Annotated in this window: 11 protein-coding genes; all 11 read left to right on the forward strand. The window is 69.7% G+C overall.

Annotated features, from left to right (window positions below):
* Positions 1 to 179 precede the first annotated feature (179 nt).
* Complete coding sequence (locus AB0L65_RS57445; RefSeq protein ID WP_364265306.1) at positions 180 to 1,472, forward strand: folylpolyglutamate synthase/dihydrofolate synthase family protein; 1,293 nt, start codon at positions 180 to 182, stop codon at positions 1,470 to 1,472.
* A 20-nt stretch (positions 1,473 to 1,492) separates the two neighbouring features.
* On the forward strand, positions 1,493 to 1,810 hold the full coding sequence (locus AB0L65_RS57450; protein WP_192786901.1) for a DUF4233 domain-containing protein: 318 nt from the start codon (positions 1,493 to 1,495) through the stop codon (positions 1,808 to 1,810).
* Positions 1,811 to 1,820: 10 nt separating this feature from the next.
* Complete coding sequence (locus tag AB0L65_RS57455; RefSeq protein ID WP_364265213.1) at positions 1,821 to 3,308, forward strand: hypothetical protein; 1,488 nt, start codon at positions 1,821 to 1,823, stop codon at positions 3,306 to 3,308.
* A 153-nt stretch (positions 3,309 to 3,461) separates the two neighbouring features.
* Positions 3,462 to 3,872 carry a nucleoside-diphosphate kinase gene (gene ndk, locus AB0L65_RS57460; RefSeq protein ID WP_350740740.1) on the forward strand — a complete coding sequence of 137 codons (411 nt, stop codon included), beginning with the start codon at positions 3,462 to 3,464 and terminating at the stop codon, positions 3,870 to 3,872.
* A gap of 380 nt (positions 3,873 to 4,252) precedes the next feature.
* The gene (locus AB0L65_RS57465; protein WP_185078196.1) at positions 4,253 to 5,284 is read left to right on the forward strand and encodes a rod shape-determining protein; all 1,032 of its coding nucleotides are present in this window, start codon (positions 4,253 to 4,255) and stop codon (positions 5,282 to 5,284) included.
* Positions 5,284 to 6,177 carry a rod shape-determining protein MreC gene (gene mreC, locus AB0L65_RS57470; RefSeq protein WP_364265215.1) on the forward strand — a complete coding sequence of 298 codons (894 nt, stop codon included), beginning with the start codon at positions 5,284 to 5,286 and terminating at the stop codon, positions 6,175 to 6,177. Before AB0L65_RS57465 ends, mreC begins: the two co-directional genes overlap by 1 nt.
* Positions 6,178 to 6,943: 766 nt before the next feature.
* Entirely contained in the window at positions 6,944 to 7,408 is a 465-nt protein-coding gene (gene mreD, locus AB0L65_RS57475; protein ID WP_364265217.1) for a rod shape-determining protein MreD, read from the forward strand.
* Positions 7,405 to 9,450, forward strand: a complete 2,046-nt coding sequence (gene mrdA / locus AB0L65_RS57480; protein WP_350740734.1) for a penicillin-binding protein 2 — start codon at positions 7,405 to 7,407, stop codon at positions 9,448 to 9,450. Before mreD ends, mrdA begins: the two co-directional genes overlap by 4 nt.
* Positions 9,451 to 9,907: 457 nt before the next feature.
* Positions 9,908 to 11,074, forward strand: a complete 1,167-nt coding sequence (gene rodA, locus AB0L65_RS57485) for a rod shape-determining protein RodA (RefSeq protein ID WP_350740732.1) — start codon at positions 9,908 to 9,910, stop codon at positions 11,072 to 11,074.
* Between the two features lie 4 nt (positions 11,075 to 11,078).
* Positions 11,079 to 11,258, forward strand: coding sequence for a hypothetical protein (locus tag AB0L65_RS57490; protein ID WP_350740730.1), 180 nt, complete (start codon positions 11,079 to 11,081; stop codon positions 11,256 to 11,258).
* Positions 11,259 to 11,278: 20 nt separating this feature from the next.
* Positions 11,279 to 13,189: a TIGR03960 family B12-binding radical SAM protein gene (locus tag AB0L65_RS57495; RefSeq protein ID WP_364265219.1), complete on the forward strand. Its 1,911-nt coding sequence runs from the start codon at positions 11,279 to 11,281 to the stop codon at positions 13,187 to 13,189.
* Positions 13,190 to 13,243: the final 54 nt, after the last annotated feature.

Consider the following 13,243-nt stretch of genomic DNA (forward strand, 5'->3'; position numbering starts at 1 on the left):
GATGGTACTGCACTCGGGAGGGTGTGGGAGAGTAGGTCGCCGCCGGACAATCTTTGAGGGGGTTCGACGCCTTGGGCGTCGGACCCCCTTTTTTTGTGCCATCACGGCCCCCGGTCGGGACCGCTGCCGGCGGTCAGTAGGGTTAAGGGGTGGATTATCGTGCGGTAGAACGCGCGATCATGGAGCGCGGCGTCGAGTGGGATTTCGAGCCGACGCTCGACAGGATCGCGGCCCTTCTTGATGTGCTCGGTTCGCCGCAGAGGGCGTACCCGGTCATACACATCGCGGGCACCAACGGAAAGACGAGCACGGCCCGGCTCACCGAGGCTCTGCTCAAGGAGCGCAATCTCAGAGTGGGGCGGTTCACCAGCCCTCATCTGGTGTCGGTGCGCGAGCGGATCACGGTGGACGGCGAGCCGCTGAGCGAGGAGCGGTTCGCCGAGGTCTACGAGGAGATCATCCCGTATGTCGAGCTGACCGACACCCAGGGGCGGCGCATCCAGTTCTTCGAGCTGCTGACCGCCATGGCCTTCGCCGCCTTCGCCGACACCCCGGTCGACGTCGCCGTGATCGAGGCCGGCATGGGTGGGTCCTGGGACGCGACGAACGTGGCCGATGGCCTCGTGTCCGTCATCACGCCCATCTCGCTCGATCACACCGACCGTCTGGGTCCCGACATTCCCAGCATCGCCGGCGAGAAGGCGGGCATCATCAAGCCCGGCTCGACCACCGTGCTCGCCCAGCAGGAGCTGGCCGCCGCAGAGGTGCTCATGCGGCGGGCGGCCGAGGTGGGCGCGGTCGTGGCCCGTGAGGGGCTCGAGTTCGGCGTGCTCAACCGGGAGGTGGCCATCGGCGGGCAGCTGCTCACCCTGCGCGGCCTCAAGGGGGTCTACGACGAGGTCTACCTGCCGCTCTACGGCGCGCACCAGGCGAGCAACGCGGTCTGCGCGCTGGCCGCTGTCGAGGCGCTGACCGGCGGTGACGACCCGCTCGACGTCGACCTCGTACGGCAGGCGTTCGCGCAGGCCGCCTCGCCGGGGCGGATGGAGGTCGTGCGGCGGACGCCGACGGTCGTGATCGACGCGGCCCACAACCCGGGCGGCATGCAGGCGACCCTGGAGGGGCTGCACGAGGCGTTCGACTTCGCCAAGGTCGTCGGGGTCCTCGCGGTCATGCGGGACAAGGACGTCGACGCGCTGCTCGAGCTGCTCGAACCGATGCTCGACGAGATCATCGTCACGCGTAACTCCTCGCCCAGGTCCATGTCGCCGGAGGAATTGGCGTCCCTGGCCGAGCCGCTGTTCGGTGAGGAGCGCGTACACGTGGTCGAGCGGCTCGACGACGCCATCGACCAGGCCATCGGCGTCGCCGACGCCGATGGCGAGTTCAGCGGCACCGGCGTGTTCATCACCGGGTCGGTCGTGACGGCGGGTGACGCGCGGCAGCTGCTCAAGGCGGATGGTTCGCGATGAATTTCCAGGTGACTCCAGGTATGCGCAGGCTGGGCGCCAGCGTGCTCGGCATGGAGGCCATCGTGGCGGGGCTGATCACGCCCGTGGCGATCACCGTGGGCGGGGTGGCGCCCGCGCTCGCGGTGACCGCCGGCATCGGGCTTGCCGTGCTGTGCGTGGTCGCCGCGGGCCTGCTCAAGCGGCCTTTCGGCTACATCCTCGGCAGCCTCGTACAGGTGCTGGCGATCTGCACGGGCTTCCTCGTGCCGATGATGTTCTTCCTCGGCGCGATCTTCACGGCGCTGTGGATCACGGCGATTATCGTCGCTCGCCGTGTTGAGGGCGCTACTTCCCGCTAAAGTCGGGCGCATGACCGTCCCCCCGATTCAGCGGTCGGCCGGGCCCAGGGTCCCATGGCTGCTCGATGTGACGCTCGGGCTGCTCGTCGTTGCCGCCTTGCCGCTGGCGATCGTCACCGTTCCCAATACGCTCTCCGTCGTCGCCAAGCTGCTGCCCGGCGATGTCGACCAGGTCGGGCTGATGCGCACGCACGGGCTCGCCCTGCCCGCGCTGATGCTGACCGTGCCGCTGGCGGCGGTGGTGCTGCGGCGCGTGCAGGTGGTTCACGTGGTGCTGCTGGGGCTGGCCCTGGTGGCCCTGTCCGACGTCGCCGGTGGATACGCGGACTCGGAGCTTCTCGCCGGAGCGGTGCGGGTGCTGCGCGGCGTCGGCGCGGGCCTGGTCGTGCCAGCCACGCTGGCGGCCGTCTGGGACCGTGTGCCGGTGCTGCGGGCGCTGTGGGTGGGCGTCTTCAGCGTGAGCCTGCTCGCGGCCGAGGCGCTGGCGCTGTGGCCGCTCGACAAGGCGAGCAGCTGGAAGGTCACGCTGCAGCCGTACCCGATGCTGACGGGGATCGCGCTGGCTCTGGCGGGCGCGTACCTGCTCATCTGGATCCTGCTCGGGCGGCCGGCCACGCCGATGCTCAACGACGGGGAGCGGAGCCGGCTGCTGCTGGCCGCCGTGCCGGCGGCGGGCATCGCGGTCGTGGCGATCAGCACCGCGACCGAGGGATGGCGGGCCATGCCGGTGATCGTGCTGGCGGTGGTGGCCGTGGCCGGGCTGCTGGGGCTGGCCACGATAGGGGCCGCAGAGAGCCGTACGCTGGCGTACTCCATGGTGGCGGTCGGCGTGGTGCTGCTGCCCAGCGCGGCGCAGGTCACGCTGGTGGAGATGGGCGGGCTCGGCGGGCCGGGCCTGCGGGGGCTCTGGGTGCCGTTCGCGGTGGCCGGGCTGCTCGCCGTCGGCGCTGCGACGGCCGTGCGCCGGTTCGCGCCGGCCCCCGGGCGATGGCTGGTGCCTTTCGGGTTGCTCGCGATGGTCGTGGGGCTATGCTCGGTGCGGCTCGTCGTGCCGTCGGCCGACGGGTTGGTGCTGGCGGTGCCGTTCACGCTGCTCGCCGTGGGGGCGGCGGTGGCGTTGACGTCGGCGCTGCAGGAGGTGGGGGTCGGGACGGCCGTCTTCGGGCTCTCGCTGTGCGTCGCGGGGGTGCTGGCGGGGTTCCTGCTCGGTACGGGCGTGCAGATGGCGATGCTGGACGGGGTTTCGTCGGCCCAGGAGCTGGTCGACAGCTTCGTCGGGGCGCTGCACTCGTGGGCCCTGATCGGCGGCTTCCTCGTGGTGCTGGTCATCGTGCTCTCCACCGTGATGGCCCGGCGGAGTGCCGCCAGGCCCGAAGAAACGGCGTCCGCGTCACCTGCGGAGGGGGACGACAAGGCGGAGGATGAGGACGAATCTGCCGATTCGGTGCCCGCCGTGCCGCCGCAGGGCCAATCGCCCGAGGACACCGCCTCTCCATGACGCCGTTCCGTAGGAAAGCGAGGGTGGGGGCGCGGGACGGTAAGCTGAGGCCCAAGCCACGGCGACGCGTGGGCCCGTCCCCCGCGAAGCATCCCGCGGCCGGGCCGGGCGCCCGTGATCGCGATCCTCACTCTGTTCGAAGGAGAACTCCAAGTGTCCGAGCGCACTCTTGTCCTGATCAAGCCCGACGGGGTTAAGCGCGGCCTCATCGGTGACGTGATCGCCCGTGTGGAGCGCAAGGGCCTCAAGGTCGTGGCGATGGACCTGCGCACCCTCGACGCCGACACGGCCAAGTCGCACTACGCCGAGCACTCCGAGCGGCCGTTCTTCGGTGAGCTCGTCGAGTTCATCACGTCGGGGCCGCTCGTCGCCCTGGTCCTCGAGGGCCCGCGCGCCGTCGAGGCGTTCCGCGCGCTGGCCGGCGCCACCGACCCGGTCAAGTCGGCCCCCGGCACGATCCGCGGCGACCACGCCCTCGAGATCGGCGAAAACGTCGTCCACGGCTCCGACTCGCCCGAGTCGGCCGCCAGGGAGATCAAGATCTTCTTCCCTGACCGTTTCTAGGCGATTCGCCTCGCCAATCCGCGCCCGCGCAGCATGTCGCTGCGCGGGCGCGCGTTTTTGACGGGCGCCTGTCGTAGGGTGGCGAGGTCTTGGTGTGCGGGGCCGATTCGTGGGCGTGGCGGGGGCGGGATTTTGTCGGCGCTTCGGCGTACGGTTGGCAGGGTCGATACGTGAGGCCTCGGGCCGATGGGCGTTTTGGATCGTTCCAGCAAGCCTTTGGGTGTTGTGGTGCAATCCGGGCAAAATCGCGGTTGAGGTAGGGGCTGGAGATTTTTGTGGGGCGCGAGGGCTCATTGCGCCCATCGGTGGGTACGTCACGTTACGATTCGAATTCGATCCGTAATCATTCGCGAACGACGTTACGGAGGGCTCCGTTCCCCATGGGCAGCAAGCTCGCGTTTCTCGGCCGTGACATGGCGGTCGACCTGGGCACCGCCAACACGCTGGTCTACGTGCGCGGCCGGGGCATCGTGCTCAACGAGCCCTCAGTCGTAGCGATCAACACCGCCACAGGCAAGATCGTGGCGGTCGGCATCGAGGCCAAGCGGATGATCGGCCGTACGCCTGGCAACATCGTCGCCGTCCGCCCGCTCAAAGACGGCGTGATCGCCGACTTCGATGTCACTGAGCGGATGTTGCGATATTTCATCCAGAGGGTGCACCGACGTCGGCATCTCGCCAAGCCACGCATCATCATCGCCGTGCCGAGCGGCATCACCAGCGTGGAGCAGCGCGCGGTGAAGGAAGCCGGCTACCAGGCAGGCGCCAGGAAGGTCTACATCGTTGAGGAGCCCATGGCCGCCGCCATCGGGGCCGGGCTCCCGGTGCACGAGCCGACCGGAAACATGGTGGTCGACATCGGCGGGGGCACCACCGAGGTGGCGATCATCTCGATGGGCGGCGTGGTCACCAGCCAGTCCATCAGGATCGGCGGCGACGAGCTCGACCAGGCGGTGATCGCGTTCGCCAAGAAGGAATACTCGCTGATGCTCGGCGAGCGCACCGCCGAGGAGATCAAGATCGCCATCGGCTCGGCCGGCCCGACCGGCGAGGAGTCGCACGCGGAGATCCGCGGGCGCGACCTGGTCAGCGGGCTGCCCAAGACCATCGTCGTGTCGAGCGAAGAGGTCAGGAAGGCCATCGAGGAGCCGGTCAACGCCATCGTCGACGCGGTCAAGACCACGCTCGACAAGTGTCCGCCCGAGCTGTCCGGCGACATCATGGACCGCGGCATCGCGCTCACCGGCGGGGGCGCCCTGCTCAAGGGGCTGGACGAGCGCGTCAAGGCGGAGACGGGCATGCCTGTGCACCTGGTCGAAAACGCGCTCGACTCGGTCGCCATCGGCTCCGGCAAGTGCGCCGAGGAGTTCGAGGCGCTCCAGCAGGTCCTGGTGCCGGAGTCGCGGCACTGATGAGAGACTCTCGCCATGCGCGGCTGATCCTGGGCGGGCTGCTGACAGCGGCCCTGATCATCCTGACCGTCGACCATCGCACTGGCGACAGCTCGCCGCTGCGGCCGCTGCGAACGGCGGCGGCTTATGTGTTCGGCACAGCGGAACAGTTCGGCGGGGGGCTGGTGCGCCCCGTCAGCGGGTTCGTCCGCGCTCTCGTGGACGCGCCCGGCGCCCAGGACCGCATCAACGCGCTCAAAGCGGAGAACGCCCAGCTCCGGGCCGGCCTGGTCGCCAGCAAGCTCGACGCGACCCGCTCCAAGGAGCTCAAGCAGTTGCTCGGCCTGTCGGGGTCGGGTGGATACAAGGTGGTCCCGGCCAACGTGGTCGCCCGGCGCGGGCTGCCGGGCTTCGAGGACGCCGTGCAGATCGACGCGGGCACGAGTGACGGCATCCGTACGGAGATGACCGTGCTCAGCGGCGACGGTCTGGTCGGGCGCGTCATCAACGCGGCCCCGCACAGCTCGACGGTGGTGCTCCTCAGCGACCCGGCCTCGGCCGTCGGGGCGCGGCTGGAGGGGGGCAAGGAGATCGGGGTGGTGCATGGGGTGGGGGAGAACGGGCGGCTCGTCCAGTTCCGGCTCCTCGACTCCACGGCCCCGCTGACCAGCGGCGCGCGGATCGTCAGCTTCGGCTCGCAGAACGGCAGCCCGTATGTGCCGGGGGTGCCTATCGGGGTGATCGAGCGGGTGGAGTCGACTCCGGGGGAGCTGACCCGCATCGCGTACGCCCGTCCGTACGCGGATCTTTCTTCGCTGGACGTGGTCGGTGTGGTGGTGGAGGCTCCGAAGCGGGATCCGCGTGACGCGGTGCTGCCTGCCAAGGCGCTGCCTGCCACGGAGGGATCACGATGATCGGGCGGCGGGCGGTTTCACGGCGCCTGCCGATCAATGGGCATGGTGATCCGGGTGCGCGCGGAAACGGTGCTGGCGCGTCTCTGGCCTCGTGGGGCAGCGCCGGCGGGAGCGTAGGCGCGAGATGGGGTGCTGGCGGGCGTGTGGGCGCGTGTCAGGGCGGCAGTGGCCACATGGAGCGTTCCATGGGAGGTCGGCGCTGCGCGTCTCTGAGAGCGCTTGTGGCGGCGTCTGACGAGGGTTGGGCGTGGGCGGTGCGGAGGCCTTCCGAGTGGATCGGCCCGCGAGCGCCGCGCGGCAGCTCAGCTCCGGGGCGGGAGCCGGTGAAGACGTCGGCTTGGGTGTCGGGCTCGCGTGGGCTCCGGTCGCCGGCCCGGGGCCGGTCGTTGGCGCGGGTCCGAGCGGCCGGCGGTGGCCGGTGGGCGTCGGTGGCTGTTGGGCTGGATCGCCGGTGGGTGTCGACGGAGACCCGGCTCGATCGCCGGTCTCCGTCGGCGGTGGTCCGGCCGGCTCTCCGGTCCGCGTCGGCGGAGACCCGGCCGGGTCTCCGGTCTGCGTCGGTGGTGGCCGGGGCGGATCGGTGGTGGGTGTCGGTGTCCGCTCGGCTGGATTGCCAGGGGGCGTCGGTAGCGGGTGGGTCGGATCGTTGGTGGCTCGGTTCGCTGGAACGGCTCGAACGACCTGGCCGGGCTCCATCCGGCGGGTCGGGCATGGGGCGGGCGTGCGGGGCGGGGCGGATTGTGAGGGATTCCCGGGAGGGGGCGCGGTGATCGGCGGGTTGTCCGTGTTGTTGGCCTTGCTGGCGCAGGTCATGTTGGTCAACCGATTTCCCCTGCCGGCCGGGGGCTCGCCCGACCTGGTGCTGCTGGCCGTGATCGGGGCGGCGTTGGGGCGGGGCGCGTCGTCCGGGGCGGTGCTCGGGTTCAGCGCCGGGCTGCTCGTCGATGTCATGCCGCCGACCGCGCACCTCGTGGGGCAGTACGCGTTCGTGCTGGCGCTCGTCGGTTACGTGGCCGGGCGCGGCGCGGGTGGGCCGGTCATCACCGTGGTGTTGTGCGTGCTGATGGCGCCGTTGCTGGCGGCGGTCGTGAGCGGGCTGATCGCCGATCCCCGGGTGACGATCTCCACGCTGACCGAGCAGGTGCCCGTCACCATCGTCTACACGCTGGTCGTGTCCCCCATCGTGATCTGGCTGACCACACGGGGCAGGGAGGCGGGGTTCTCGACATGATGCGGATGCGGGCCAGGCTGCTGCTGGTGCAGGTGCTCGTCGTGACGTTGCTGGTCGTGCTGGCCGTGCGCCTGTGGCAGGTGCAGGTGGTGCGCGGGAACGAGTTCGTGACGCGGGCGACGGAGACCAGGACACGGGCCGTGATCGTGCCCGCCGTGCGGGGGCAGATCCTCGACTCGCACGGGCGGCCGTTGGTGCGCAACAAGACCGCGTTGGTCGTGTCCGTGGACCGGACCAGGCTGACCAGGATGAAGGACGGCGGGCTCAAGGTGCTGAGCAAGCTGTCGGCGGTGCTCGGCCGGCCCGTCGCCGATCTGCAGCAGCGCATCACGCCGTGCGGGCCGGGAGTCCGCAAGCCCTGCTGGACGGGATCGCCGTACCAGCCGGTTCCGCTCGACGAGAAGGTGGACACTCGGGAGGCGCTGCAGATCCTCGAGCGGCAGGAGGAGTTTCCCGGGGTGACGGCGGAGATCCACTCCGTCAGGCAGTATCCCGGCGGGCGCGACGGGGCGCAGATGCTCGGCTACCTGCAGCCGGTCACCGAGGCCGAGCTGGAGAAGCGCGAAGGGCTGAAGGCCAGCTTCTCCGGGGTGGACCTGGCGGGGCGTGACGGGCTCGAGTACGTCTACGACGAGGCGCTGCGCGGCAAGTCGGGGCTGCGCAGGGTGCAGGTCGACAGGATGGGCAAGGCGCTCGGCGTTGAGGAGCAGATCACCCCGATTCCCGGCGACCACCTGGTGACCAGCATCGACTCGCGGGTGCAGTCCGTGGTGGAGAAGGCGCTGGCGAAGGCGATGAAGTCCGCGCCGGCGGCTGACGGCGGCGCGGGGGTGGTGCTCGACGCGCGTACGGGACGGGTGGTGGCGCTGGCCAGCGCTCCCGGATACGACCCGGCGGTCTGGGCGGGCGGGATCTCGACGCGCGGATATCAGTGGCTGCTGTCTGATAAGTCCGACATGCCGCTCGTGTCCCGGGCGATCAACGGCCAGTTCGCCCCGGGTTCGACGTTCAAGATCTCGTCGGTGTCGGCGATGCTGAGGTCCGGATACCCGCTGAACGGCACGTACGAATGCCCCGGCTCCTACATGGTCGGCGACCGGGCGTTCAGCAACTTCCGCGGCGTTTCGCTCGGCTCGCTCAGCCTGCACACCGCGCTGGTCAAGTCGTGCGACACGATCTTCTACAAAGCCGCGTACGAGCAGTACCTGAAGGACGGCGGGCGCAACCCGAAGAAGGCCACCAAGGAGATCTTCGCCAACACGGCCAGGGCGTTCGGGTTCGGCAGGCCGACCGGGGTGGATCTGCCGGGCGAGTCCTCCGGGCGCATCCCCGACCGGGCGTGGAAGAAGGACTTGTGGAACCGCACCAACGCCGTGAGCTGCGAGCGGTCGCGCAAGGGATATCCGGAGGTCAAGGATCGGGCGCGGGCCGACTTCCTCAAACGGCTCGCGCTGGAGAACTGCACCGAAGGGTTCCTGCTGCGGCCGGGCGACTCGGCCAACTTCTCCATCGGCCAGGGCGACGTGCTGGTGACGCCGATGCAGCTCGCGCGGGCGTACATGGCACTGGTGAGCGACGGGAAGCTGCGCAGCCCGCGCATCGGGTGGGCGCAGGTGCGGCCTGACGGCAAGGTCGTCAGGACCATCCCGGTGCCGGTCGTGGGCAAGCTGCCGATCAGCGAGAAGGAACGGCTCTACATCAAGAACGCGCTGAGCCAGGTCCCCTCGGACGGCACCGCGGCGGGGGCCTTCGCCGGGTTCCCGATGGACAAGGTGCGCATCGGCGGCAAGACCGGCACCGCGGAGGTCTGGGGTAAGCAGGACACCTCGTGGTTCGCGTCATTCGCGCCCACGAAGAATCCGCAGTACGTGGTCGTGGTCATGGTCTCGCAGGGTGGCATGGGCGCGCAGACGGCGGCGCCGGCCGTGCGGGAGATCTACGAAGGGATCTACGGCATCAAGCGGCCTCCCGCCGTGCCCGGCGGGAAGCTCACGACGAGGCTGCCCAGCTTCTCGCCTGACGGAACGGTGGCCGGAGGATGAGGGCCCAGAGCCTGGAGCCGGGTGCGGGCGGTCGGGTGGTCGGCGCCGGCGGTGGTCGTGGGGGTCGGTCGGTGGTGAGCGGGGGCCGGCCTGTGGCGGGTGGCGGCCGGAGACGTTGGTTGGCGGTGGGGGATCGCCGTGGGGGCCGGCCCGTCGCGGGTGGTGCGGGCCGGGGGCGGTCGGTGGGCGGCGCGCGCAGGGGTTGGCCCGTGCGCAGGGGTTGGCCCGTGGTGGGCGGTGGGCGGAGTGGGGTTCGGCGGCCGGGTGGTGGGCCGGCGGGCCGGTGGGTGGTCGGCCGTGAGACCGGAGGGGTGATCCGCTGCGCGGGGCGGTGGGTGGTCGGTCGCGTGGTCGGAGGGGTGGTCGGCTGGGCGGCCGGGTGGGTGATCGGCTGTGTGGTCGGGTGGGTGACTGGCCGCGTGGTCGGGTGGATGGTCGCTGGGATGGAGGTGCGGAGGTGATCGATCGAACGGTGGCCGTCCGGCGGCCGTCGCTGTTCCGCCGAGTCGCCGGTGAGAACTCGACGGTGCGCAGGCTGGATGCCCTGATGCTGGTCGCGGTGGCCGGGCTGTGCGTGATCGGCACGCTGCTCGTCTGGTCGTCCACCAGAACCTGGGCCCCGGGCTCGACGGGGCTGGTCAAGAAGCACGTCTTCAACGAGATGATCGGGATCATCCTGTGCGCGATCGTGGCGACGGTCGACCATCGCGCGATGCGCGCGTACGCGCCGCTGGTGTTCCTGGTGTCGCTGATAGGGCTGGGGCTGGTCATCACGCCGCTGGGCGCGACGATCAACGGGTCGCATTCGTGGATCCTGCTCGGTGGCGGGTTCGCGGTGCAGCCGTCGGAGTTCGCCAAGGTCGGGCTGCTGCTGATCATCGCGATGCTGCTCGCGCAGCCGGCCGAGGGCAGTGATCGGCCGCGCGCGCTGGACATATGGCTGGCGCTCCTCGCCTCGGGGGTCACGATGGGGCTGGTGATGCTCCAACCGGACCTCGGGACGGCGCTGGTGCTGGCGGTGATCACGGCCGCCGGGCTGATCATCGCGGGGGTGCGCAAGCGGTGGATCGCGGCGCTGACGCTGGTGGCGGCCGGCGGGGTGTTCTCGGTGTTCTACTTCCAGCTGCTCGAGCCGTACCAGGTGGCCCGATTTACGGCGTTCGTCGATCCGAGCGTCGATCCGCGCGGGGTGGGCTACAACAGCACGCAGTCGATGATCGCGATCGGCTCCGGGCAGCTCCTGGGAAAGGGGCTGCTGGGCGGCGGGCAGACGACCGGGCGGTTCGTGCCCGAGCAGCACACCGACTTCATCTTCACGGTGGCGGGGGAGGAGTTCGGGTTCCTCGGGTCGGTCACGGTGGTGCTGCTGCTCGGGGTGGTGCTGCTGCGCGGGCTGAAGATCGCCAGGCAGTGCGACGACAGGTTCGGGACGCTGGTAGCGGGCACGATCGTGTGCTGGTTCGCGTTCCAGACGTTCATCAATGTGGGCATGACGATCGGGATCATGCCGATCACGGGGCTGCCGCTGCCGTTCGTGTCATATGGCGGTACGGCCACGTTCGCGAATCTCATTGCGATTGGGCTTCTCCAAGCCATCAGGGTGCGAAGACAGTCGTTTAATTAGAGACATGTTCTTGGCCTATTGCGATGAGTGCGAGGAGCGCTTTCTGCTGCCCGCGAACCATGTCGTCGGCGTGCACAATCTGGCGAGCGGCGTGATCGCCGTCGAGCTGACCTGCTATGAAGGGCACCGCCTCCTGGTGCTCATCGGCAACGACATCGACATCCCTGGACCTGCCACCGTCTGAGCGCCGCTACCCTGGACCGTATGTCTGTCGAGTCGGTGTTCCCCCGCCTGGAAGCGCTGCTCCCCAAGGTGCAGAAGCCCATCCAGTACGTCGGGGGTGAGCTCAACTCGACCGTCAAGGACTGGGACTCCGCCGACGTGCGGTGGGCGCTGATGTACCCGGACGCCTACGAGGTCGGGCTGCCCAACCAGGGTGTGGCGATCCTCTACGAGATCCTCAACGAGCTGCCCGCCACGCTGGCCGAGCGCACCTACGCGGTGTGGCCGGATCTCGAGGCGCTCATGCGGGCCGAGGGCGTCCCGCAGTTCACCGTCGACGCGCACCGGCCGGTGCGCGCCTTTGACGTGTTCGGCGTGTCCTTCTCGACCGAGCTGGGCTACACCAACATGCTCAACGCGCTCGATCTGGCGGGCATCCCGCTGATGGCCGTGGACCGGGGCGAGGACGACCCGATCGTGCTCGCCGGCGGCCACGCGGCCTTCAACCCGGAGCCGATCGCCGACTTCCTCGACGCGGCCGTGCTCGGCGACGGAGAGCAGATCTCCATCGCCATCTCCGAGGTCATCCGCGAGTGGAAGGCCGAGGGCAGACCCGGCGGGCGGGACGAGCTGCTCATGCGGCTCGCCGAGTCCGGCGGGGTATATATCCCGAAATTTTACGATGTGGACTACCACCCGGACGGTCGCATCAAGCGCGTCGCCCCCAACAGGGCCGACGTGCCGTGGCGGGTGCACAAGCACACCGTGATGGACCTCGACGAGTGGCCCTACCCGAAGAAGCCGCTGGTCCCGCTGGCCGAGACCGTGCACGAGCGGTTCAGCGTGGAGATCTTCCGCGGCTGCACCCGTGGCTGCAGGTTCTGCCAGGCGGGCATGATCACGCGCCCGGTGCGGGAGCGCTCGATCACCACCATCGGCGCGATGGTCGAAAACGGCATCAAGGAGTCCGGCTTCAACGAGGTCGGCCTGCTGTCGCTGTCGTCGGCCGACCACTCCGAGATCGGTGACGTCGCCAAGGGCCTGGCCGACCGCTACGAGGGCACCAACACCTCGCTCTCGCTGCCGTCCACCAGGGTTGACGCGTTCAACATCGACCTGGCCAACGAGTTCTCCAGGAACGGCAGGCGTTCCGGCCTGACGTTCGCGCCGGAGGGCGGCTCCGAGCGCATGCGCAAGGTGATCAACAAGATGGTCACCGAGGAAGACCTGATCCGCACCGTCACCACGGCCTATTCGCAGGGGTGGCGGCAGGTCAAGCTCTACTTCATGTGCGGCCTGCCCACCGAGCAGGACGAGGACGTGCTGGGCATCGCCGACCTGGCCAAGAAGGTCATCCAGGCGGGCCGCGAGGCGACCGGCAGCCGCGACATCCGCTGCACGGTCTCCATCGGCGGCTTCGTGCCCAAGCCGCACACGCCGTTCCAGTGGGCCGGACAGGCCGACCACGAGACCGTCGACCGACGGCTCAAGCAGCTGCGCGACTCGCTGAGAGGCGACAAGCAGTACGGCAGAGCCATCGGCTTCCGCTACCACGACGGCAAGCCCTCGATCGTGGAGGGCCTGCTCTCGCGCGGCGACCGCCGGGTCGGCGCCGTGATCCGGGGCGTCTGGGAGGACGGCGGCAGGTTCGACGGCTGGAGCGAGCACTTCTCCTACGAGCGCTGGATGGCGTCCGCCGAGAAGGCGGGCGTCGACGTCGACTGGTACACCACGCGCGAGCGGGCGGAGAACGAGGTCCTGCCATGGGACCACCTCGACGCCGGGCTCGACCGTGAGTGGCTCTGGCAGGACTGGCAGGAGGCCGTCTCCGGCGGCGAGGTCGAAGACTGCCGCTGGACTCCTTGCTACGACTGCGGCGTCTGCCCGACGATGGGCACGGAAATTCAGATCGGCCCCACGGGGCGAAAACTCCTTCCTCTTACGGTGGTCTAGCGCGCTCAGTGGGCAGCCGGTGCCTCGGCGTACACGTACACGCGCCAGGGCGGC

Source organism: Nonomuraea sp. NPDC052116 (genome assembly GCF_040680035.1).
GTDB classification, from domain to species: Bacteria; Actinomycetota; Actinomycetes; order Streptosporangiales; family Streptosporangiaceae; genus Nonomuraea; species Nonomuraea angiospora_A.